Consider the following 23,202-nt stretch of genomic DNA (forward strand, 5'->3'; position numbering starts at 1 on the left):
GAAAGCAACTCGCCTGCCGGCGGAAACAACGCCCTTTGTCGACGGCGACTCCGATTACGAACCGTTCCTCATGGCCGGCATTCCCGGCGGCGGGCTGTTCACCGGCGATGAGAAGTCAAAGACCAAAGCCCAGGTGCAGGCCTACGGCGGGGTGGCCGGCAAGGACCTCGATCCCTGCTACCACGAGGCCTGCGACACGATCGCCAACACCAACCCGGAACTGCTCAAGGAAATGGCCGGCGCCCTGGCCTACGCCACCGCCACATACGCCCTGGCCCCACGCGGCTGACATCCAGCTCCAGAAGAACGGTTACAGCACCACGCCGCTTCGGCAGATTGCCCGAGGGCGCTGTGCGTTGATGCGGATCCTGGACTACTTTATTCGGACTACTTGATTCGGTGCCCGCCGTTGTTGCGCGTGGATGCTCTCGATCTTTCCCCCAGCTCCCGGTCGCTGACTACTCTGGCGGACTCCGGCCGGGAACGGCGGGCGTAGTACGTGCTCGGGCCGATCTGCAGCGTCATGCAGATCGGCTCGATCCCGTGTTCATCGCGGTGCTTGTCCACGAAGGCGCACATCACCCCGACGGGCGGTCGAGCTCCGCCGCGAAGAAAGCCGAGGCCTGCTTCAGGATCGTGTTCGCCCGGCGCAGCTCACGGACTTCACGCTCGAGTTCTGTGATCCGGTCCGAGTCCACCGTCGTCGTTCCCGGACGCAGGCCCTCGTCGGTCTCGGCCCGGCCCACCCAGGTCCGCAGTGCCTCGGGATTCACCCCTAGCTGCTCGCCGATCCGGCGGAACGCACCGGTCCTGGTCTCAGGGTCTTTCCTTGCATCAATGGCCATCCGCGTTGCGCGCTCACGCAGCTCATTTGGGTACTTCCGTTGTGCTGGCATGGGAATCATCCTTCCGGGTAATCGATGTCTCCATCAAACCCGGTGCGATTCAGTAGTGCCCGAACCGAGGTAGCGCTCGATGCTGACTGGGCAGTGGCCAAGCCCGCCGCCCTGCCCCCGGCGGCGGAAGTTGATGACCTGGCCGGTTCTGCCGCACCCGCAGGTGCCGGTCTCGACGTCGCCCATGTCGTCGGTGAGGAGGAAACCGGGGTAGCTGGTGCTGAGGGCATCCAGTACGGCGATGGTGCCGGTCTCCCCCGGGGCGATCTCCTTGGCGCTTTGGCCAGGGTCCCGGATGGAGATGTAGCACCACGGCGGAACGTGCTTGCGATGCAGGTGGCATTCGACAGCGAGCATGTTCGACTCGATCATCCCGTACATGTCGCGCACGTTCACCGCACGCACGCCGAGCAAGTCGTGGCACCGTTCCCGAAAACTCTCATTAGGGATGGCCTCGGCTGTGTGCCGCTTCCAGCCCCCGAGAGTGATGATCATGCTGAACGGGTCCAAGCGCACACTGATATTCTCCCGCTCAAGGAACCGGAAGAGCCGGCCGATGAGGAACGGCGGACTGATGATGTGGCGTGTCATATGTCCCTCCCACCGGGACAGGTGCTCCAGGGCCTCCCCGGCGTCGAACGCCTGGTCGGCAACGAGATATGCGTGGTGGTCGAAGACGCTGTTCAGGATGTTTAAGTCCTTGAGCAGTCCCATCTCCGAGGCTTCCGGGTCCGACGGGTTCAAGAAAAGTCCCGCGCCCCCGGACAGGCTGAAGAACTCCCGGTAGGTGCCGAGCAGGGCGACCAGCGCCAGGGTCATTGTCTCGCTGTTGCGGGGGATGACGGAAGGGACACCGCGGGTTCCGCTGGAGCGGGTTTCGGTCTCGACGTCGGCCAGGGAGCAAGTAAGCAGCACCTTGGCGTCGGGACGCTTGAACATGCCGACCGGCAACAGTGGCAGGGATTGCAGGTCGTTGATGTCCTTGATCGTGGCGGGGTCGACTCCCAGGGCGTCACACTGGGCGCGGTAGAAGCCATTTGCGGCCTGGTGGTAGATCGCGGCGTCCCGCAGGACGTCGGTGACCGACCGGGCCCAGTCCTCAGGGGACTGGACGTAGGCCTTGGACACATTCCCCAGCATCTGCGGTAGGGAGAGCATTGCGTCACTCCTCGGTGAGTGCGAATCGCTGAATGCGGTTTGCGCCGCAGGGTCAGCCGTACCGACGCAACTCGGAAAAGAAATCCTCGACGACCCGGAGCTGGCCACTGCCGGCAAGTTCGTCGTAGACGTACTTGCCGACTGCAAGGTCGAGCACGCCCAGTCCGAACGGCGAGAACACAATAGGGCGGTCGTCCGTCAGCGAGACCCTGCCTTCCATGACGTCGGCCAAGGTGCCGTCCACGAAGTCCCTGTTGCAGACCTTCTGCTCCGCGAGGTGGGCCGACGTCCCGGCTTTCAGGCAGTGGTCGACGTCGTCGAGGATGTTGGTGGACGCCAGCAGGATCTCAGGGGCCAGATCGCGCAGGGACACGTGCAGCACCAGCGGCTTGTGCGCGAACCACGTCGTATCGTGCACGTGCGGCTGGCCCGCCACCGTGGCGAACACGACGAGGTCGCTGCTTCTGATCAGCTGCTCGGGGCCGTCGTGCACTGTCACGCGGGCACCTGTACCGCTGCGCTCGAGATAGCCCTTGAAACCCTCCTCACTCTCACCCGAGAGGTCGAACACCCCGATCTCGTCGAAGGACCAGTCGGTGGCCTCCAGGAAGGTGTGGATGTAGCGGGCAATGAGGCCAACGCCCAAGAACCCTATGCGCCGGGGACGCCCGCGTCCCCGGCTGAGCCAGTCGGCAGCAGCGGCGGCAGATGCAGCGGTCCTGGAGGCGCTGATGATGGAGCCCTCCATGCAAGCCAAGGGGTACCCCGTTGCCTGGTCGTTGAGGATCAACACCGCAGAGGCGCGCGGAATTCCCGATGCCACATTGTCCGGGAAGCTGGAGACCCATTTGATGCCGTCAACCTCTACTTGTCCGCCGACCGAGGCCGGCAGGGCGATGATGCGCGAGGTAGGCCGGTCCGGGAAGCGCAGGAAGTAAGACGGGGGGTTCACCGAATCTCCGGCTGCATGCACGCGGTAGGTCTGCTCGACCAGCTCGATGACCTTCTTTTCCCGTCCCTGAAGCACCTGCTGCACCTGGGTCCCTGAGATGACCGCGAAGGGCGGCACCGTCTTCGGCTCTGCGGCCGCTGCGGCAGGAGAACTGGCAAGCTCTGTCATCGTGCACCGTCCTGGTTGTGGTTGTCGAGATCGAAAATGTTGCGCGGCTCGGCCATGCCGACAAGAATCTCCCGAGGCCCCTCATAGGCCTCGCGGCTATGCGCCATGCGGATGTTGTCGACCAGCATGAGGTCCCCCGTCTCCCAGGGGGTGCGGAGGGTGTGGGCCTCATAGACCTCGTTCAGGAGGGCAATGATTTCCTCACCGATCGGCTCTCCGTTGCCGAAGCGGGTGTTGAACGGCAGCCCATCAGGACCGTAGACGTCCACCAGGTATTCCCGCACCTCGGGCGCGGTCGTCCATTCGCTCAGGAACGCAACCTGGTTGAACCAACAGCGATGGCCAGTCGCCGGGTGCCGAACCACGGCAGGGCGCCGTTGCCGGGTGCGCAGCTCCCCATCGGGCTGCCACTCGAGCTCGATCTCGTGCGCCCGGCAGTAGCTCTCGACATCCGCGCGGTCTGAGACCCCGAACGCCTCCTCATAGGAGGCACCGATGTCCCCGTTGTAGCTGCGGGCGAGCAGCCACCCCTGGCTTTCGAACCGACGGACGATGTCCGGCGGCAGGGCATCGAGCACGGCACTGGCGTCCGCCACACCGGTCACCCCACCGACACTGGGTGCCTGAAGGCAGGCGAAGAGCATCAGGCCGGGGAACTCGAGCGCGTAGCTGAGCTCGTGGTGCATGCACATCGGCTGGTTCGCGGGCCACGCCAGGGATGAGTACACGCCGTCCAAGTAGGGCTGCCTGGCGGCGAAAGCCTCCCGGTCCGGCATGAGGCCGCCTGAAACCAGCCGTTGGAAGGTATCGGCCACTTCGGCTGGATCACGGAGGCCCAGACCGCGGACCAGGACGGCGCCGTGCTCATCCACCGCCGCACGCAGCGCCTCTCGGTTCTCTTCGGCCCACAGCACGGGGTCGTGGCCGTTCTCGACGATGAGCATCGGCACCCGGCCGGCTTGGCGTTCCACGTCGAACTGGATCCTGGGTGTAGGAGACGACATCAGGGGTCCTTTCGTTTCATGGGTAGCGGGTGGGAGAGGCCAACCGGTCCTCCTGCCGGGGCCATGGAGTCGGGCTCCGCGACGGCTCCCGCCGTCCGCGGGTCCGGCGGAACGGCTGTGTCCGCGGGGGACGAGGCTTCGAGCAGGGTCGCCAGGTCTGCCAGGATGGGCGTCTGCATGATGTCCTTGATCGACACTGCGCGCTTGAGCAGTACCGCGAGCTTCACCGCGGACAGCGAGGTCCCGCCCAGTGCAAAGAACGAGTCCTGCCCGCCGATCCGGCCCATCGGCAGGCCGAGCACCGTCGCCCATGCCTCCGCAAGCCGCTGCTCGGCCGCCGAGAGGGCTTCCGTGGCGGTGCCGGCCTCGGGAATGACCTCGCGCGCCATGCGGGTCAAAGCCTTCCGGTCGATCTTCCCGTTGCCGGTCAGGGGCAGGCTCTCCTGCCACCTGTACGTCGAAGGAACCATGTAGCCCGGTACCCGGGCAGCCATCTCGCTGCGGATTTCGTCGACCTCGAGCGGCCGGTTGCCGGAGTAGAACGCCACCAGGAACTTGGACTGCCCGGCGCCCTCACCGACGACGACGGCGCCGTCGCGGACGGCGGGAACCCGCATCAGCGCGTTTTCGATGTCGCCGATCTCGATGCGGAACCCGGAGATCTTGACTTGGTTGTCCCGCCGCCCCAGGTACTCCAGCTTGCCGTCCGGGGACCAACGGCCGTAGTCGCCGGCCCGATAGAGTCGCGCGCCGTCCACGTAGGGGTCGGTGGAGTAGGCCTGCGCGGTGCGCTCCGGGTCGTTGATATAGCCGCGGCCCACGCACACTCCGGAGAAGGCGATCTCGCCCGGTGCTCCAAGCGGCACAAGGCGCTGCCGCTCGTCGAGGATGTGGATCCGGACGTTCGGGATTGGCGGGCCAAGTGGCACGGAGCCGCCCGGTGGCGCTGCACTCAACACTTCGTGGTTCGTGTCGTCGGAGGTTTCCGTCAGCCCGTAGGCGTTGACCAGCTTGACGTCCGGCATCACGTCGAACCAGCGGCGGACCAGCTCGCGCTTTAGAGCCTCCCCTGTGGCTGAGACGCAGCGGAGGTGCGGCAAGGCGCGAGGCCTGCCGCCCAGGTACGCCACCACGGCGTCCAGATACGACGGAACGACTTGGAAGACCGCCACCGCGCCCCGTTCCACCGTGTCGATGAACCGCTCGACGTCGAGGATCCGGTCCTGCCCGACGATGAGTGTGCGGCCGCCGACGAGCAGCGCCGAGACCAGTTGCCACAGCGAGATGTCGAAGCACTGGGGTGCGGTCTGGGCGACGACGTCCCCGGGGCGGATCCCCAGGTCCTCGATCTTGGCGTACAGGTGGTTCACCATGCCGTCGTGCTCGCACATCGCGCCTTTCGGCTCGCCAGTGGACCCGGAGGTGAAATAGACGTAAGCGAGCTGATCGGGACGAATCTCCATGCCGAGGTCGTCGGCGGGATGCCCCTCGGCCTCGATGTCCTCGAACAAGAGCTTCGTCACTGCAGGCATTCCTTCCAGTGCCTCATCGAGGGTGGTGGTGCTGCCGCCTTCGGTGAGCACCACCCGGGCCCCGGCCCGCGTGAGCGTTCTGGCGATTCGGTCGGCCGGGAAGTGCGGCTCGATCGGCAGATATGCGCCTCCGGCTTTGAGGATGCCGATCACAGCGGCCATCCACTCCAGATCCCTTTCGGCGACGACTGCCACGATGTCCTCCGCGCGCAGCCCGCGCGAGAGCAGACCACGGGCTATCCGGTTGGCGCGGGCGTTTAGCTCCGCGTACGTCCACTCCCGCGCGTCCTGAACGGCCGCGATTCGTTCGGGACGCTGCCGAACGCGCTCCTCGAACAGCTCGTGGAAGCGCCTCTGGGGCCGGGGCCGCTCGGGCCCGGCGAGCTGCTCAAGCTGGAAGCGCCGCTCCTCCTGGCCGACTAGGTCGGTGTCCAAGGGATCCACCCCCGGGTCCGCTACTACGCCACGGAGCGCGGCGATGTAGTAGCCGGCGATGCGGCGGGCGGCATCTGCGTCGAGAACATCCCCGCGGTACTTCAGGCGAAGCACCTCGCCGATGGCCGCGTGTCCGACCGAAATACCGAGCACGATGCCCTCCGGCAGCTCGGAATCGTCGTCCCTAAGACCGCCGAACACCACTTCGTAGCCAGGGGCGGCCGGCTCGTGACTAGCCTGCCCGGGGGTGGACTGCTCCGTACGGGCCCGGATTTGGCGGCCGTTCGCATCGGAGACGAGGGCTCGCCAGGACCGGTGCGCCAGATCCAGGGTGCACTGCCAAGTCCCGAACGCGTCCTTGCAACCGGTCGTGACCTCTGTTTCGCCGGACAACGCATGGAGCACTCTCGAGTGTGCCGCCAGCCAGATCGAGGATGGAGCCACCTGCAGGCTCTGGGCCAGCGTCCGCACGGCCTCGCACAGGTCCTGTGGCACAGCCACTTCGATTCGGCCCTGACCCGGCTGGCGCTTCTGCGTCCACCTGGGAATCGCCGTCAGCGCGGCACCCGCGGGCGCGGTTCGGTCTTTGCCCGGGCCCGACGAGCCGCCGGCGGTGCGGCAGGTCAACGCAGAGGTGGTGGTCATGATAAGGGCCTTTCCAGCGCGAGGGGGGACGTGGCGGCGTCCCGGGCCTCTTCGGCCGGGTTACCGGCCCACAGGGATCCGCGGGTGAGAGTGGTCCCCTTCATGACGAAGGAGTCGGCGCCGACGACCGCGCCGTCTTCGACGGTCACGCCGTAGTGGACGAAGGCGGAGACGCCGAGGGTGACATCGTCGCCAACAACGATGCGGTCCGACTTGAACATGCCGTCTTCCTGGGAATGGGATTGGAGGGTGGTGCCGGCGTTCAAGGCGCAACGGGAACCGACTGTGACCAAGGTCCGCTCGATGATGCCGCAGCCGTCGTCGAAGACCCGGCTTCCGATCCGTACGCCGAGCAAACGCCAGACCAGCGGCTTGAACGGCGTCCCGTTGAGGAGGCTTGCGTATCGGCTCTGCAGCGACATCTTCCAGTACTGCTCGTGCCACCAGAAATAGGGGTTGTAGATGGAGCAGAGCTGGGGCTGAAGCGGTTTCAGTCCCCTCCCGAGATGCTCGATGCCGATGGGGACCAACAAGCCAACCACGAGCGTCAGGACAAAGGCCGCGCTGAGGGCAAGGAAACTGAACTGAGTGGACAAATCGAGGGCGGCGAACATAATGATCATGGCCAGTGAGATGTTGAGCCACCGCACCAGCATCAAGAGGGCCATCGTGCGCAGGTTGTACCTGTTCTTGGCTGCCAGGCCCCGACGGAAGTGCGCACGTCTTGAATACTCCTCGGGCAGGGCGTCCCGGAGGACCGAGCGGGGGATCTCGAACGGCGGTGACCCGAGCAGACCTACGTCGTGGCGCAACGGTCCGTCGATGGGGACCATCACCTTGGTCGCGAGCAGGCAGTTGTCCCCGGTCCTGGCCCCGGCAGGGAAGAGCACGGCGTTGCCCAGGAAGTTGTGTGCGCCGATCCCCGCCCGGCTGACCTTGAACGACGTCGCCGAGAAATCGGTGTTCATAAACGACACCCCGTCGGCGATCATCGTGCCGCTGCCTATCGTCGAAAGGAACGGGCTGTCGTGTTTGAACCCCGTGCCCAGGTTCGAGCCGGTCTGCTGGACCTGCGGCTGCTTGTACCCGATGGCCCGCACGTAGTTCACGACGTACGAGCTGTCGCCGAACAATCCCGTCAGCATGGGCCTGTTGGTCATTCTCGACACCGCCCGCTCCGCCGCGTGCCGCAGGCCGAACAGCGGATACACCGTGTCCGGCTTGACGGCGAGTTGAACCACCCGCGGGACGGTGGTGACGATGAGCAACGATACGACCGTGCCACCGAAGACAGCAAGAGCGGCATAGGCAATGGCGTCGGCGTAGAAGACCCAGTCGGTGAACGCGAACGTCTGCGTCTCCATGAGTGCCGCCACGTTGGGGTTCGCCAGGACGACCAACACGACAGCCTGGCCTAGCAGAATACGGCCAAGGCCAATCATGCTGATCAGCTGGGAGGTGGCGAACCATCCCCGGCGCCAGGGCGAGTAGGGCCTGGCCTCGACTCCGCCATAATCCACCTCAGTGCGCCTGCCGGGCGACCCGTGCCACCGTTCGCCGGCGGGCACGGACTGGCCGGTGTACAGGGTGGACCGGTGGCCCAACTGCGACCCATCTCCCAATGCGGTGCCGATATCCAAAACGCTCCCCTCGCCGACGATTACGTCCCGGCCCAGCGTCAGCGCGCCCAGCTGGATGACGCCGCCGTGGGCGCGGTAGCCGTTCAAAACCGCGTCCTTGCGGATGACCGTCCCTTCCCCGATCGTGAGGAGGTCGGTGCAGACCGGCAGGCGGTTGGTCATGATCGTCACGTTGCGGCCCACCTTGGCGCCCATGGCCCGCAGGTAGAAGGTGGTCAGCGGAGACCCCCTCAGTAACACCAGCGGGGAAGTTCGCATCAGGGTCTTTACCAGCCAGAACCGGAAATAGGCCAAGCTCCACAGTCGGATTTCGCCGGGGCGGAAACGCCCAAGGATGATCCACTTTGCCGCCACGGGAAGGATGCACATCAGCACGAACACTGCCGCGGTATAGGCGGTCGACCGGAGGTAGATCTCCCAGAGTTCTGTCCCGCCAGCTTCCGGGTACACCCACTGGTACCAAGCGACCGTGAGCAGTCCGGCGATCACGCAGTAGCCGAGGTAGACGAGTACCTGCAGGGCGCCGCAGGTGACGTACTCCCAGGTGCGGGCGTCCATGGGCGCCGGAGCCGCCGGCACCGAAGCCACGGCCGGTGAGGGCTCCTGCAAGCGGTCCTGCTGCGGGGGAACCTGCAGGGCCGCGGCGAGGGCAGAGACGCTCGGGTTACCGTAGACATCCTTCATCGAGACCATCGGTAGGTCCGGCTGCTTACGCATGCGGGCGCAGAACTTCGCCATGACCAGCGAGTCCGCGCCCAGGTCCTGGAAGAAGTCGGCGTCCATCGGGACTTGCTGCATGCCGAGTACGTCGGCGAGCACCTCGGCCAGCCGCTCCTGCACCTGAACCGTCGCCGACGCCTCCTCCGCCGGTGCCAGGGCCGCGGCCAGCGCGGAGATTGTTGGGTTCTGGTAGATGTCCTTGATGGACACGGCAGGCAGGTCCGGCTGCTTGCGCACGCGGGCGCAGAACTGCGCCATGACCAGCGAATCCGCGCCCAGGTCCTGGAAGAAATCGGCCTCCACTGGCACATGCTCAATGTCCAGCACGCCGGACAGCACCTCTGCCAACCGGTCCTGCACCTGGATCTGAACCGTCACCGACGCCACTTCCGCCGGTGCCAGAGCCGCGGCCAGAGCCGAGATCGTTGGATTCTGGTAGATGTCCTTGATCGACACCGCTGGCAAGTCCGGCTGCTTGCGCACGCGGGCGCAGAACTGTGCCATCAGCAACGAATCCGCGCCCAGGTCGTAGAAGAAGTTGGCGTCCACGGGGACGTCGTCCTTCTTTACCACCGACGCCAGAAGATCCGCCAGCCGGCGCTCCAAGGCAACGGCCGTACCCGTGGCCGGAGCGGCCGGAGAGCCGTTCCCGGCCGGAGCCGCGGTTGCATCGGGAATGGGGACACCGATGAGAGATGTGGAACGCGGAGCGCCCTGCAGGTTATCGAGACGCATTTTCACTGCAGGAAATTCCCTAAGGCGGCGGTTGCGGCGTAACCGGCCACTGCTTCACGTGCCGGGTGCTGTGGCTCCGACACCGGGTCGGACCGTCGGCCCGGAGCCCCTGCCAAATCGTCGGCGGTTGCCAGCGCTTCGGCGCCGAAATGATCGTGCACCCAGTCAGGGTTGTAGACAGTGTCCAGGTAGGGCCGGCCCATGTCCGGGGAAATGGCAACCGCCGTCAGGTCCTGGGCGTCGTGTTCGGTGAGCCAAGACGCGGCGCCGTGGACCACGGTCCCGGTGGAGCCACCGAGCGTGAAGCCGGCAGCGGCGAGGCGGTGGCAGGCGCGCACCGTGTCCAGTTCGTCGACCATCACCACGTCATCGATAAAGGCCTCGTCGAGCTGCGGCGGCCGCACGCTCATGCCGAGTCCCGGGATCAGGCGGGCGGCGGGCTGGCCGCCGAACGAGACCGATCCTGCGGCATCGACCGCGACAATCCGGACATCCGGCCGGTGCTCACGGAAGTACCGCGCGCAACCCATCAAGGTCCCCGTTGTCCCTGCTCCCACGAACAGCACGTCCAGGTCGGGGAACTGGTTGGAGATCTCGGGGGCAGTCCAGCGGTAGTGCGCTCCCCAATTGCCGGAATTGGTGTACTGGTTGAGCCAGATGTACCGCTCGTCGGAAGCACACAGGTCCCGCACGTGGTTGAGCCGGGCTCCGAGGAAGCCGTCGACGGGATCCGGTTCGGTGACCAGGTCCACCTGTGCCCCGAGCGACTCCATGAGTTGCCGGGTTGGCGGGTTACAGCGCGGATCGATCACACACACGAAGCGGTACCCCTTGCTGGCAGCGATCATGCTGAGCGCGACGCCGAGGTTGCCCGATGAGGACTCCACGAGGATGGAGCCAGGGCCGATCAACCCCTCCCGTTCGGCGCGCTCGACCATCTCCCGCGCGGGCTTAAGCTTGATTGAGCCGGCGAAATTGAACCCCTCAATCTTCAGAAAGAGGCGGAAGCCCAGCACCCCCTCCAGGTCGACGAACAGGCTCTGCTCGTTAAACAGGTGCGGATCCCTGATAATCGGCATGATCTCCCTCGTTCCCTGACATGAGCGTGGTCAGGGATGGGGGAGGCTCCTGCCAGCTTGTGTGTGACGGGTGGCGGACATCTTCGTCCGGACCCTTCTACTTTTCAAGAAATGCCGCGCAGAGCGGCACAAGCGGAATTCTGCGGCCGCCGCTATTTCCTCCAGCAGCAATACCTGGCTTCCCCACCGCGGATACTCCGAGATGCTGTTGAGGCTTCAAACCTCTCTTTCGACAGTAGCCAAGTTTCGTGGCCAACCGCAATGACTTCGAGCACCTGTATCCAACCCCCCGAGTACCTGTATCCAAGCCCCCGAGTACCTGCTTCCCCGCACTCGCGGCCCCGATGATAGCTAGCGTAGGCGCCCGCTCCTCGTCCTCAGATGGCGAACCTCCCAGTCTGCCGCCCGCCTTCTCAGTGAGCCCTACCAGCGCTAAACCGGGAGAAGCAGTGACGGTTACATCTTGAACTGATGCCCTGGAGGGGGCGGGGGAGTTCAACCCTGGAATTTCTCGGCATCATCATCAATGTAACCAGCTCACCCCTGACCGGTGAGCACAATTTCCAGATCGGTGAGCTGGAATCCGAATATGGAACAGACGTCCGTGTTCCGCATTTGCCGCTTAGAACCGCGATGCAGGACTCAATAAGCAGCAAATCCCCCTTAGAAAATGAACAGTAGGGGAGCGGTGGTCCTAACCGAGAAGTTCGTCTGCCGCTGACACTACGCGTTCTGAATTACGCCAGGCCGACGTGAACCCTGTGGCCGCTGCCAGGGGACCAGGGCCGGGTCGCCCCAGGGAGCAAGAAAAGGATGGTGCCCTTCTCATCGAAAATTGAAATCGCGCTCCGTGACGAACTGGACTCCTGCATAGGGCCACGTTATTCAGCGAGACAGGTAACCCGGCGTTCCGACCCCAGTCCACAAACTACCCAGTGGGCACATACCTTGCCGCCATCAAAGTGATGCGGACATGGGCCACTGAACTGTCCTCCGCCGAGCGCACCATGGGTGCTGACGAGATAGAAAGGTGGGCGTTCGGTGCCGGGGAGGGATGGCGGAAGCGCCAGGTACCTTAGAGTCCTTTCGGCGCAAACAAATGCGCTGACATGCGCTCATGCTCCTAGCGCGTTAGACCCTTCTGAGCCTGTTTGGCAGTCCCAGGCACGCCGTTTGTCTTGCGCGCCTGCCGTCGGCGGAGTCGCCTGGTTCCGGTCTGCGATGAGTCGGGCCTCCACGGCTTCCCTGTCTCCAACATGGTCGAGGCTCTTTGCGAGGGCTTCCCGACGTTCTGCTTAATCGTAAGTCGCAGCAGCTTCGTCAGTTAGCTGTTCGGGCCGGGTGTTGTCGGCATCGACGCTTTCCCGCTGGGCTACGTCGGCGCGTTCGGCTTCCGTGAGAAGCTGTGAAGCTTGAATATTTTCCGCCGCTACTGCTGTCCGTTCTTCCTGAACATGGGTCTTTGCACGTGCCGCTTCATTGAGTGCAGCCGCACCGTCCGCACCTGTCCCCAGGGCGTCGACGTCGATCCCGTAGCGTTGCTGTACCTGCTCGCGGATGGCGTCGGCCGCAGAGCGCGCCATGGGGTCATGGCCCTTCCACGCCGTGGCGGTTTGGTGGACGCGGACGATGTCTTCTGCTTTGGCACAGATGCTCCTATAGTTGTCAACCCGCGATAATGCCGGTCCCCGACACAGGTTTGAGCAGGTGGTAGACCTCGCGAATGACATAGCGCTTGAGGCATCGGATGATGTCTCGTTTGGATTTCCCTTCGGCAGTTCTGCGGGATACGTAGGCGATGGTGGGTTCGTGGAATTTCATGCGCACGATCACTGTGCGGATTTCCCGGCGAGCCTGCGCATGCGCCGGTCTGGGCGGTTCACTTCGACCATCTTGTGTCCTTGTCTGCGGATGAACGAGGTTAGTCCTGCGCCGTAGGAGCCGGTGCCTTCGATGCCGAACGCGATGATTGTCCCGAACGAAGCAGCCCAGCCTAGGAGCTGGCGGAAGCCGGGGGAATCGGTCGTCACTGTCAGGGTGTCGACGATTCCGCCGACCGGGTCCATGACCGCGGCGACATGGACGTGTTTGTGGGTGTCGACCCCAATGACGACATGCCCTGAGCGGCTGGGTGTAAGGGGTTCTGGTGCCATGGTGCTTGGTGCCTCCTGCCGGATAACGTGGATATCACGCTGTCGCCGGCCGGGTGGACAGGACTGTCATGGGGACGCTGTCGAATGCTGGCTCAGGCTCCTATCAGGTCACGCCCGATCCGGCGGCAGTGCTTGTAGCACCGTCATCCATAAGAACTCCTTCTTCCTCTGCTACCGGGCACGCCCGGGCGTCCTTGAAAAAGGTCGGTTACCTTTGGCAGGAACGTTCTGGTGTCGGAGAAGAATACCTTCGACATCGGCACCGCGATGGGGGATGACAGCCAGTTGGGGCATGCCTCGGCCCTTCAGACATCGCAGGCGGTACCGGACGGTCAAAGCTGGCATGGTTCTCCCGCCGAACGCACCACCACCGACTACCGGCGGGTTCCCGCGGCGAACTGCGGCACGCGCCGGCGGGTCATCTTCAGCCTGCTCCAGCTGTTCAACCGCCTGGTCCTCGTCCTACCCGTCGGCGTCCTGGGGCTGGCCGCCCTGCTGCCGTCGTACCTGGACACCGGACACCTGCAGCTGGGCGCCGCCGGGTTCTTTGTGGAAACAGCGGCCGTGACGATGCTCATGTTCATTGCCGGGCTGATCGGGGGCTGATCTTTGTCCTCACCGTTCCGCGGCTGCTGAACCTCGTCCTTGCAACCGACAAGGTCTATCCGCTGTACGGCGTGCACTATTCACTGCAGCGGATGATGGCGGGGATTTCCAACGCAGGCATCTACAAAAACCTCTTCGGTGACAGCTCCTACATTGTGCACTACCTGCAAGCCCTGGGCTATGACCTGGGCAAGGTGGTGCAAATCGGATCGAACTTCGGTCCGTCCGTGGGCCACGAGTCGCCGTTCCTGAGCACCGTAGGAACGGGGACCTTGGCCTCGGACGGTCTGAACATGATGAACGCCGACTTCACCAACACCTCATCCGGCTCTCACGTGTCAGCGTTGCCAGCCGCAACTTCCTGGGCAACGACATCACGTTCCCGATGGACGCCAAGGTCGGGGAGAACTGCCTGCTGGCTACGAAGGTGATGATTCCGATAGACGGCCCGATCCGCAGGGATGTGGGGCTGCTGGGGTCGCCGGCCTTTGAGATTCCGCGGTCCGTTCAGCGTGATGCACAGTTTGACGAACTCAAGATCGCGGATGAAATGACACGGCGCCTTCCGGCCAAGAACCGCCACAACATTGTGAGTATGGTGCTGTTCCTGGCCGAACGCTGGTTCCTGTTGTTTGTTGCCACACTCGCCGGTGCCGTCGCCGTTACAGCCCACAGTTTCAGCGGTGTACTGGCCGTTGCCGGAGCCATGTTCGGCTTGATCGTGCTCCGCGTATTGTTTGGCTCCCTGGTGGAGCGCTCTGTCATGGGCTTCCGCCGCCTGAAGCCGCAATACTGCTCCATCTATGACACCTACTTCTGGCGGCATGAACGTCTCTGGAAGCTGCTGGCCGTAGGAGCCTACAACGGAACCCCGTTCAAACCCATCATCTGGAGGATATTGGGCGTCAAGGTGGGCAAACGGCTCTACGACGCCGGCCTGAACATGCCGGAAAAAACCCTCGTCACGATCGGCGATGACTGCACGATCAACGAGGGAACACATGTCCAGGGCCACTCCATGGAAGATGGCACTTTCAAGTCCGACTACATCGTGATTGGCAATCGCTGTTCCCTTGGCGTGGATAGCTGGGTCAACTACGGGGTGAACATGCAGGATGGTTCGTCCCTCGGTCCCGACGCTCTTCTGATGAAGGGCGAGGACGTCCCGGAAAATGCCACATATTCCGGGAATCCGGCACGCGAAGTGATGAACCCCGCCGCGCGCGCAATCCTTTCGACCCCGGCGTCCCGCGGACCCCGCCACAGGAACGTTGTCGCGGTGGCCGGTGGCCGCCCGAAGCTCGCAAAGGGCGCCCAAGGAGCCCCGGCAACCCGTGCTGCAGCCAACGCAGCCCACGGGACGCACCGGGCATCGCGGGACAAGGCATCACGAGACAAGGCAGGGACGCCGGGTTCTGGTTCCTAGTGCGAACTGGTTGGCAGGGGAGCGTCTTCGGGGAAGTCCTCGGTCACGGACGGCGCGGAATGGCGTCCACGGCGCAGCGGCTTCTGGAGTGCCCTGCGCTCGCGCCGGCCTTCCACGAGCCGGTACAGCACCGGGACCAGGATGAGTGTGAGGGCGGTGGAGGACACCAAGCCGCCGATCACCACGATCGCCAGGGGCTGGGAGATGAATCCGCCGCCGCCGGTCAGTCCCAGCGCCATCGGTGTCAGGGCGAACACCGTGGCGAGCGCCGTCATGAGGATGGGGCGGAGGCGCTGGCGGGCGCCGTGCATGATCGCGTCCGCCACGTTCATCCCTGGTTCACCGTTGCGCGGCTGGCGGTACTGGTTGATGAGGTCGATCAGCACAATCGCGTTGGTCACCACGATGCCCACGAGCATCAACATCCCGATCAGCGAGGGCAGGCCCAACGGCACACCGGTGACCACGAGCAGGGCGATTGCGCCTGTCGCGGCGAAAGGGACGGAGACCAGCAGGATCAGCGGCTGCACGAGCGACTTGAACGCAGCCACCATGATCACGTAGACGATCGCGATGGCGGCCAGCAGCGCGAGTCCGAGCTGGCGGAACGAATCGGCCTGCTGCGTCGTGGCACCGCCGATCGTGGCGGTCACCCCGGGCGGCAGCTGGACTGACTTGAGCCGGTTCTGCACCTCGGTGCTGACCGCGCCGAGGTTGGAGCCCGACGGCGTCACCGAGACCCGCGCGGTGCGCTGGCCGTTGCTGGCGGTGATGGAGACGGGGACGTCGACCTGCTCCACCGAGGCGATACTGCCAAGCGCAACGGCGCCGGCCGCCGTCGGGAGCGGCATGTCCCGGACGGCCTCGATGCTCGTGAAGCGGGTGCCCTCGCCAATCCGGACCGGGAAGTCGTTGGTGTCGATGCGGATCGTCCCGGCCGGAATCGGGCTGATCGTGGCGGCCAGGACCCCGGCCACGCGCTCCTCGTTCAGACCGGCCGCGACGGCCTTGGCGCGGTCCACCTTGACCTGGACCACCGGCTGGCTGGCGGCCAGGTTGGTGGCCACCTCGCTGCTGCCCGGAACACCGTCCATGGACTTGACCATCGCGTCACTGGCCTTCTGGAGATCGGCGGTGGTGGCGGCCTTGAGGGTGATGTCCACGGTTGACGAAGTGCCGAAGCCGCCCTGCTGGGAACCGACCGTGATCTTTCCTGCGTCGCCGAGCTTGGAGAGTTCGCTGCGGACGGTCTCCTGGAGCTTGCCCTGGTTCGTCTTCTCGTCCGTCACCACGGTGAACGTCGAATTCGACGCGCCGGAGGAGAGCAGGGCCGAGAAACCGGTCTGGGCGTTGCCCGTGGTGGCCTGGACGTCCTTGATTCCGTCGATGCCCCGCAGGGTGTCCTCGACGCGGATCGCAGAAGCGCTGGCCTCGTCAAGGCTGGTCCCTGCCGGCAGGGCCTGCTTGACGGTCATGCTGTTCTCGCCGGAGCGGCCCAGGAGGTCGGTGGCGAGCAGCGGGGACATCGCCACGGTGCCGGCAAGCACCAGGGCCGCGGCGACCAAGGTGAGGACCGGGTGCCGCTGCGTGCCGGACAGGACAGGCAGGTAGCCGCGCTGCAGGAGCGTGCTCTGCTCGGCCTCGTGCGCCTTGGTGGCGATGCCAGCGGCAGAAGCCGGAGAGCCGGTGACGGCGGGTGTGCGCAGGAACCAGTAGGCCAGAACCGGCACGATGGTCAGTGAGACCAGCAGCGAGGAGAGCAGGGCTATGGTCACTGTCAGGGCGAACGGACGGAACAGCGCACCGGCGAGGTCGCCGACGAAGGCGATGGGCAGGAAGACGGCCACGGTAGTCAGGGTGGACGCCGTGATGGCGCCGGCAACTTCGCGGATGGCGGTCCCGATCGCGGTGATCTTGTCCTCGCCGTAGCTCAGGTGCCGTTTGATGTTTTCGATGACCACGATCGAGTCGTCCACGACGCGGCCGATCGCGATGGTGAGCGCGCCAAGGGTGAGGATGTTGAGCGAGTAGCCGGTGCCCGAGAGGCCAATGAATGTGATCAGCAGGGACAGCGGGATGGACACAGCCGTCACCAGGGTGGCGCGCACGGACATCAGGAACACGAGGATCACCAGGACGGCGAAGCCCAGTCCCAGCAGGCCCTCGGTGGTGAGGTCCTTGATGGACTTCTCGATGAACGGCGCCTGGTCGAAGACCGGGGTGAATTTGGCGTTGGAGCCAAGCTCGGCCTCAAGCTGCGGGATGGCGTCCTTGACCGCGTGGGAGATCGCGACGGTGTCGCCCTCGGGCTTCTTGGTCACGGACAGGGCGAGGGTTTCCTTGCCGTTGGTCCGCGTAATTGACGTGCGCGCGTCCTCGACCAGGCTGACGTCCGCAACGCTGCCGATCGTCGTCGCATCGCGGGCCGCGCCCAGGGGGAGGGCCTTGATGGCGTCGAGGGAGTCCACCGGGCTGCCGATCTGCAGCGAGAGGGTCTTGCCCTGTTCCTCGATGGTGCCCGCCGGGACCAATGCACCGTTGTTCTTCAGTGCGTCGCTGATGGCCTGGAGACTCGCGCCCGATGCCGCCAGGTCCCGGGGCCGCGGCAGGATCTGGATGTGCTGCGTGGCGCCGCCGGTCACGTCGGCGCCGCGCACGCCGTCGAGCTTCTGCAGCCTGGGGACGCTGAGCCGGGCGAGATCGGCGTTGAGTTCACTGAGCGGTTTGTCCGAGGACACGGCCAGGAAGACGATCGGGAAGTCGCTGATGCTCCCGGCGATCGCCTGCGGCTGCACGTCCTTCGGCAGGGCCTGCTTGGCGTTGGAGATGGCGCGGTCGATCTGGTTCCGGGCACGGTCCAGGTTGGAGCCGTAGGTGAACGCCAGGGAAATCTGCGAGACGCCGTTCCGGGACGTTGACGACGTCGACTCCAGCCCCTCGACGCTGTTCAGCGCCTTTTCCAACGGGGCACTGATCTGCTTGTCCACGACTTCCGGCGACGCACCGGGCATCGAGGAGATCACGGTGATCTGAGGAAACTCGATGGAGGGGATGAGCTCCTGTTTCAGCGAGGACATCGTGATCACGCCGAAAACGCAGGCGAACACCGTGATCAGCGCGATCAGGGCCCGGTTGGCGAGAGACAGCTTTGCAAGCCGGAACATCTCATGGTCTCCTGGTGGGTCGGGGGCGTCCTGCACAACGGGACATCAAAAACGGGGACGTCACGGGTTGCAGCGGTCCCAAACCAGCAGTGTAAACCAGCCGCGGCCGGGCGCCGGCTTAGTTGCTGGCGGTGACCTGTTCGAGTTGCAGCGTCTTGGCCGTCTCGGCCTCCAGCTTGGCGGCGAGCTCAGGGTTGTCGTTGAGCTTGACGCCGTAGCCGGGCATCATGTCCTTGAGCTTGGACTGCCAGCCCTTGAAGTTCTTCGGGAAGGACTTCTGGAGCAGCTCGATCATGATCGGCACGGCGGTGGACGCGCCCGGGGATGCGCCAAGCAGGGCGCCGATGGTGCCGTCGCGTCCGGCGATGACCTCGGTGCCGAACTGCAGCACGCCGCCCTTCTTCGGGTCCTTCTTGATGATCTGGACCCGCTGGCCGGCGGTGATGAGCTCCCAGTCGCCGTCCTTGGCCTCGGGGTAGTACTCCCGCAGGGCCTCGACCTTGTCGCCGTGACGCTTGGCGACTTCCTTGATCAGGTAGGCGGTGAGGTCCATGTTGTCCTTGGCCACGGCCAGCATCGGGATGATGTTGGAGGGGCGGATGGACAGCGGCAGGTCCAGGTAGGAGCCGCTCTTGAGGAAGTTCGTGGAGAAGCCGGCGTACGGGCCGAACAGCAGGGAGCGCTTGCCGTTGACGTAACGGGTGTCCAGGTGCGGTACGGACATGGGCGGGGCGCCGACAGACGCCTGGCCGTAGACCTTCGCACTGTGCCGGGCAGCGATGCTCTCGTCGGTGCAGCGGAAGAACTGGCCGGAGACCGGGAAACCGCCAAACCCCTTGCCTTCCGGGATGCCGGAGGCCTGCAGCAGGTGCAGGGCCCCGCCGCCGGCTCCGACGAACACGAACTTCGCGTGGATGGAGCCGTGCTCGCCGCTCCTGGCGTGCTTCAGCGACAGGTCCCAGCCGCCGCCGGACGCGCGCTTGATGTCGCTGACGTTGTGGCCGTAGTTGATCTCCACGCCGTTGTTGCCCAGGTAGGTGGTCAGCTCGCGGGTCAGGGCGCCGAAGTCGACGTCGGTGCCCTCGGCGGCGCGGGTTGCCGCGACGCGCTGCTTGGGGTCGCGGCCCTTGACGATCAGCGGGGCCCACTTGGCGATCTGCGCGTGGTCCTCGGAATACTCCATCGAACGGAACAGCGGGTTCGGCTTGAGTGCCTCGTAGCGGGTGCGGAGGAACTTGGTGTGGTCCTCGCCGATCACGAAGCTCATGTGCGGAACGGTGTTGATGAAGCCCTTGGGGGAGCCGATCAGCGAGTTCGAGACGAGGTGGGACCAGAACTGGCGGGACAGCTGGAACTGCTCGTTGATGTTCAGGGCCTTGCCGGGGTCCACCGAGCCGTCTTTGGCCGCGGGGGAGTAATTAAGCTCACACAGGGCAGCGTGTCCGGTGCCGGCGTTGTTCCACGGGTCGGAGCTTTCCAGCCCGGGCTCGTCCAGACGCTCAAAGAGCGAGATGGTCCAGTTCGGCTCAAGCTGCTTGATGAAGGCGCCGAGCGTGGCGCTCATGATGCCGCCGCCAATCAGGACGACGTCGGCGTGTTGGGTCTTGGAAATGAAAGTCACAATCAGTCTCCGATAGCAGCGGCTCTGGCTGTCACAGAATATCCCGCACCGCCCACTAACTGAAATTGGCCCCGGGCGTCAAGGCCTTAGCTCGACCTTTGTGAAAACTTCGTTCAGCACCGGCGACGCCGGGTACTTCAGCACCCGGTCGGAGAGCGCCAGGGCCGAGATCGGGAAGGCAATGGGAACCGCGGGCACCGTGGCCGCGATCTGCCCGTTGATGGTCTGGTACTCCTCGGTGCGGTCCTTTCCGTCCGGCAGGCCCCGGGCCCGGGCGATCTTGGAGAAGACCTGGGGATCCTGGTAACCGAATTCGCCGGTGTTCTCGCCGAAGAGCGGGCCCACGAAATTGTCGGGGTCCGAATACGAGCCGTTCCAGCCGAGCAGGTGCAGGGCGTGGTCGCCCGGGGACGTGACCTTCTGCAGGTAACCGTCAGCCCAGTCCACCGGTACGGGCTTGACGTTGAGCCCGACGGCGGTCAGTTGGCGGCTGATTTCGGCGTAAACCTTTTCCGGCGTCGGCAGGTAGGGACGGGTGACGTTGAGCGGATAGTAGAACTTCAGCTCCTCGCCCTTGTAGCCGGCCTCGGACAGGAGTTCCTTGGCCTTGCCCGGGTTGTAGCCGAGCGCCGCGGCATTGTTGTTGAAGCCGCTGAGCTTGGGCGGAACAAACTGGGATGCCTGGGCCGTGTTGTCGATGAAGAACCGGCGGATCAGCGTGTCTTTGTCCAGCGCCATTTCGATCGCCTGGCGGACCTTGAGGTTCTGCAGGATGGGGACTTGCTGGTTCATGCCCAGGTACATCACGGAGAACGGGTCCCGCTGGATGATCTGCTTTCCGCTCTTGACCAGTTGGTCAAAGTTTCCCACGGTGACGGCGTCGTAGGCGTCGATCTTGCCGTCCAGGAGCGCCTGCATTCGGGTCTGCGGGTGATCGTAGGTCACGAACTTGATGGTGCCGATCTGCCCCTTGTCCCCCCAGTAGTCCTTGTTGCTGGCCAGGGTGACGCTGCCCGAGTCCCAGGAGCCGAAAACGTACGGTCCTGTACCAACCGGGTGGAGGCCGTAGGCGGATACCGGCTGCCCGCCCCGGCTCTGGTTCAGGACGTCAGCGTTCTCGGCGGCGAGGGCCTTGGGCGAAGACATCGCGAAGGCCGGCAGGGTGAGGGCCTGGAGAAAACCCGTGAAGGGCTGGGTGAGGCCGATCCGCACATTGTCCGGCGCGACGGCGGTGCAGTTCTTGTATATGGACAGCGGCGCCTGGTCCGCATGGGCCTTGAAGACGCCCTTGAAGGTGGTACCGGTGGCCCGTTCGCGGAGGGCCGGTGAGAAGTTGAACCAGCGGTTGAAGTTGGTGCAGACCGCGGCGGCATCGAACAATGTCCCGTCCTGGAATTTAACGTTTCCGCGCAGCTTGAACTCGTAGGTCCGGCCTTCATCGCTCTGGGACCATTCGGTGGCCAGCAGCGGCGTGGGCTGGCCGGTGGTCTGGTCTACGCCGACGAGGCCTTCCAGTACCTGCCGGGTGACGCGGTAGGACTCCACGTCGGAGACCAGGGCAGGATCGAGCCCGAGCGGCTCTGAGCCGGTGCCGAAGGTGAAAAGCGCGGTAGGTGCCGCGCTGGCGCTGGCAGAGGCGGTGGGGGAGCTGGGTGCCGGGCCGAGGCTGCCCGTGCAGGACGCGAGCGGCAGGACAAGGAGGGCGGCCCCGATGCTGGCGGCAATCCGCCGCACTGTCCTGCTGGGCACTGTACTGCTGGGCACTCGGGAATCACCTCTGGGAACTGGATGGTCCGCCGGCTGCGGACCAGCCCCAGTCTAGTTGACGGCCGGGTCCGCCAGCTCTTGTGGCACACCACCGCAAGGCGCACGGCAGCGCAAAAAGCGGAGGCCCGCACCTGGTGGTACGGGCCTCCGCTTCTCCTAGTGGTCCAGGGAGTCAGGCTGGATCCGGGCAGGAGTGCAAAAGGGCTGACTACTTGGGCATCAGGACTGAGTCGACCATGTAGACAGTGGCGTTGGCGGTCTGGACGCCGCCGCAGACAACGTTGGCGCCGTCAACCTTGAGGGCATCCTTGGTGCCGGTGACCGTCACCGAACCGCCTTCAACCGTCTTGTGGGTGCCGACGATCTGGTCCGGGGTGATCTTGCCGGGGACAACGTGGTAGGTCAGGATCTTGCTCAGCGTGGCGTCGTCCGTCTTCAGGGCCTCGATCGTGGCCGGATCGATCTTCTTGAAGGCGTCATCCGTCGGGGCGAAGACGGTGAATTCGCTGCCGTTGAGCGTGTCCACCAGGTTGACCTTGGGGTTGAGCTTGCCGGACACGGCGGCGGTCAGGGTGGTGAGGATCGGGTTGTTGGACGCCGCGGTGGCTACCGGGTCAAGCGCCATGCCGGAGACGGAGCCGGCACCGCTGGGAACCTGGGCGGCATACGCGGCGCAGCCGGAGCCGACGAGGTTGGCAGCCGGATCCATGGCCGCGGCGGAGGCGCTCGTGGAGGGGGACGCCATGCTGGATTCCGCCGGCGCGGAGGACGGTGCCGAGGAGGCGGGGGCCGACGAGGCGCTGGATCCGCCACAGGCAGTGAGGCTGAGCATGGCGGCAGCTGCGATACCTGCAACGGCGAACGTGGTGCGCTTGATGTTCTGCATTTCGGTTTCTCCTTTGTTGTGCCGATGTTTGCCGGCGGCGAATTTTTGCCGCTGCGGCCCTTTCCCGACTGTTGGGCACCGACCCTTGGTTGGTGTCTCAATGGGTATTCGGCTGCTCGGAGGAAACGGATGGGTGCGGATGTGAAATTCTTTTTGGCGGCGTCAAAACTCCCGAAAAACCCCGGAACAGCGCCGGAAACCACAAGAACCCCGGTCCGAAGACCGGGGTTCTCTCTGTGCGCAAGGGGGGACTTGAACCCCCACGCCCGAAGGCACAGGAACCTAAATCCTGCGTGTCTGCCAATTTCACCACTCGCGCGCGGCGCCGTCGTCGTCCCGGGAAAGAACCCCGGCGGCGGGCGCCAGGCTCTATTGTACCTATTGCCGGTTTGCTGGTTGCAACGGCTGCCGCGGGAGGACGAACCGGAGACCGGGGACTAGGTGTACTGAGCCGGGACGTTGTTGACATGTAGGGCTTGAAAACGAGGAGGACCTCCGGGCTAAGTGGAGCTGTCTAGTTCACACACTTTGCGCTCGGAGGTCCTCGTGTCCCACGTTAATGCCCGGCTGACGGTTCATGGAAGACTCCTGATCGTTGACCGGGTGGCCGCCGGC

General features: G+C 64.9%; 18 protein-coding genes, 1 tRNA gene and 1 other annotated feature. Of the genes, 3 read left to right on the forward strand and 16 right to left on the reverse strand.

Going from position 1 to position 23,202, the window contains the following annotated elements; all coding sequences use genetic code 11:
* Positions 1-289 (forward strand): M28 family peptidase (locus AC1DZV_RS20555; protein ID WP_476954468.1); only part of this gene is annotated, 289 nt, incomplete at its 5' end.
* A 98-nt stretch (positions 290-387) separates the two neighbouring features.
* On the opposite strand, the gene AC1DZV_RS20560 is transcribed toward AC1DZV_RS20555, so the two are convergent.
* The 11 genes from AC1DZV_RS20560 to AC1DZV_RS20610 all read right to left on the reverse strand — a co-directional run bounded on the left by AC1DZV_RS20560 (position 388) and on the right by AC1DZV_RS20610 (position 13,117).
* Positions 388-567: a hypothetical protein gene (locus tag AC1DZV_RS20560; protein ID WP_476954469.1), complete on the reverse strand. Its 180-nt coding sequence runs from the start codon at positions 565-567 to the stop codon at positions 388-390.
* Positions 505-618: a sequence feature (AL1L pseudoknot), on the reverse strand. (Overlaps the previous gene by 63 nt.)
* A complete protein-coding gene (locus tag AC1DZV_RS20565; protein WP_476951137.1) occupies positions 579-896 on the reverse strand; it encodes a transposase in 318 nt (105 codons plus the stop codon). Its footprint overlaps the feature before it by 40 nt.
* Before the next feature lie 33 nt (positions 897-929).
* The gene (locus tag AC1DZV_RS20570; RefSeq protein ID WP_476954470.1) at positions 930-2,054 is read right to left on the reverse strand and encodes a LuxE/PaaK family acyltransferase; all 1,125 of its coding nucleotides are present in this window, start codon (positions 2,052-2,054) and stop codon (positions 930-932) included.
* Between the two features lie 52 nt (positions 2,055-2,106).
* Positions 2,107-3,174, reverse strand: a complete 1,068-nt coding sequence (gene sbnB / locus AC1DZV_RS20575) for a 2,3-diaminopropionate biosynthesis protein SbnB (RefSeq protein ID WP_476951139.1) — start codon at positions 3,172-3,174, stop codon at positions 2,107-2,109.
* The gene (locus AC1DZV_RS20580; RefSeq protein ID WP_476951140.1) at positions 3,171-4,178 is read right to left on the reverse strand and encodes a TauD/TfdA family dioxygenase; all 1,008 of its coding nucleotides are present in this window, start codon (positions 4,176-4,178) and stop codon (positions 3,171-3,173) included. The genes sbnB and AC1DZV_RS20580 overlap by 4 nt, the downstream gene beginning before the upstream one ends.
* Positions 4,178-6,790, reverse strand: coding sequence for a non-ribosomal peptide synthetase (locus tag AC1DZV_RS20585; protein ID WP_476951141.1), 2,613 nt, complete (start codon positions 6,788-6,790; stop codon positions 4,178-4,180). Before AC1DZV_RS20585 ends, AC1DZV_RS20580 begins: the two co-directional genes overlap by 1 nt.
* Positions 6,787-9,885, reverse strand: a complete 3,099-nt coding sequence (locus AC1DZV_RS20590) for a Pls/PosA family non-ribosomal peptide synthetase (protein ID WP_476951142.1) — start codon at positions 9,883-9,885, stop codon at positions 6,787-6,789. Before AC1DZV_RS20590 ends, AC1DZV_RS20585 begins: the two co-directional genes overlap by 4 nt.
* A gap of 2 nt (positions 9,886-9,887) precedes the next feature.
* Positions 9,888-10,964: a 2,3-diaminopropionate biosynthesis protein SbnA gene (sbnA, locus tag AC1DZV_RS20595; RefSeq protein WP_476951143.1), complete on the reverse strand. Its 1,077-nt coding sequence runs from the start codon at positions 10,962-10,964 to the stop codon at positions 9,888-9,890.
* 1,295 nt (positions 10,965-12,259) lie between these two features.
* Positions 12,260-12,547: a hypothetical protein gene (locus AC1DZV_RS20600; RefSeq protein WP_476954471.1), complete on the reverse strand. Its 288-nt coding sequence runs from the start codon at positions 12,545-12,547 to the stop codon at positions 12,260-12,262.
* An 82-nt stretch (positions 12,548-12,629) separates the two neighbouring features.
* Complete coding sequence (locus tag AC1DZV_RS20605) at positions 12,630-12,785, reverse strand: hypothetical protein (RefSeq protein WP_476951145.1); 156 nt, start codon at positions 12,783-12,785, stop codon at positions 12,630-12,632.
* A gap of 8 nt (positions 12,786-12,793) precedes the next feature.
* Positions 12,794-13,117 carry an IS110 family transposase gene (locus AC1DZV_RS20610; protein ID WP_476954472.1) on the reverse strand — a complete coding sequence of 108 codons (324 nt, stop codon included), beginning with the start codon at positions 13,115-13,117 and terminating at the stop codon, positions 12,794-12,796.
* A gap of 231 nt (positions 13,118-13,348) precedes the next feature.
* Between AC1DZV_RS20610 and AC1DZV_RS20615 the strand changes: the two genes are divergently transcribed.
* Positions 13,349-13,723: a hypothetical protein gene (locus AC1DZV_RS20615; protein ID WP_476954473.1), complete on the forward strand. Its 375-nt coding sequence runs from the start codon at positions 13,349-13,351 to the stop codon at positions 13,721-13,723.
* A gap of 385 nt (positions 13,724-14,108) precedes the next feature.
* Positions 14,109-15,149 (forward strand): hypothetical protein, encoded by a 1,041-nt coding sequence (locus tag AC1DZV_RS20620; protein ID WP_476954474.1) that lies wholly within the window; start codon positions 14,109-14,111, stop codon positions 15,147-15,149.
* Here AC1DZV_RS20620 and AC1DZV_RS20625 read toward each other — a convergent pair.
* From AC1DZV_RS20625 to AC1DZV_RS20645, 5 genes are all read right to left on the reverse strand, one after another.
* Positions 15,146-18,313 (reverse strand): efflux RND transporter permease subunit, encoded by a 3,168-nt coding sequence (locus tag AC1DZV_RS20625; protein ID WP_476954475.1) that lies wholly within the window; start codon positions 18,311-18,313, stop codon positions 15,146-15,148. The genes AC1DZV_RS20620 and AC1DZV_RS20625 overlap by 4 nt on opposite strands.
* Before the next feature lie 118 nt (positions 18,314-18,431).
* Positions 18,432-19,934 carry a malate:quinone oxidoreductase gene (locus AC1DZV_RS20630; protein ID WP_243181306.1) on the reverse strand — a complete coding sequence of 501 codons (1,503 nt, stop codon included), beginning with the start codon at positions 19,932-19,934 and terminating at the stop codon, positions 18,432-18,434.
* Between the two features lie 78 nt (positions 19,935-20,012).
* Positions 20,013-21,668, reverse strand: a complete 1,656-nt coding sequence (locus AC1DZV_RS20635; RefSeq protein ID WP_476954476.1) for an ABC transporter substrate-binding protein — start codon at positions 21,666-21,668, stop codon at positions 20,013-20,015.
* A gap of 241 nt (positions 21,669-21,909) precedes the next feature.
* On the reverse strand, positions 21,910-22,587 hold the full coding sequence (locus tag AC1DZV_RS20640; protein ID WP_476857810.1) for a fasciclin domain-containing protein: 678 nt from the start codon (positions 22,585-22,587) through the stop codon (positions 21,910-21,912).
* Between the two features lie 237 nt (positions 22,588-22,824).
* Positions 22,825-22,906 (reverse strand) — tRNA-Leu (locus tag AC1DZV_RS20645).
* Positions 22,907-23,202: the final 296 nt, after the last annotated feature.

Source organism: Arthrobacter sp. P1_D12 (assembly GCF_056406175.1).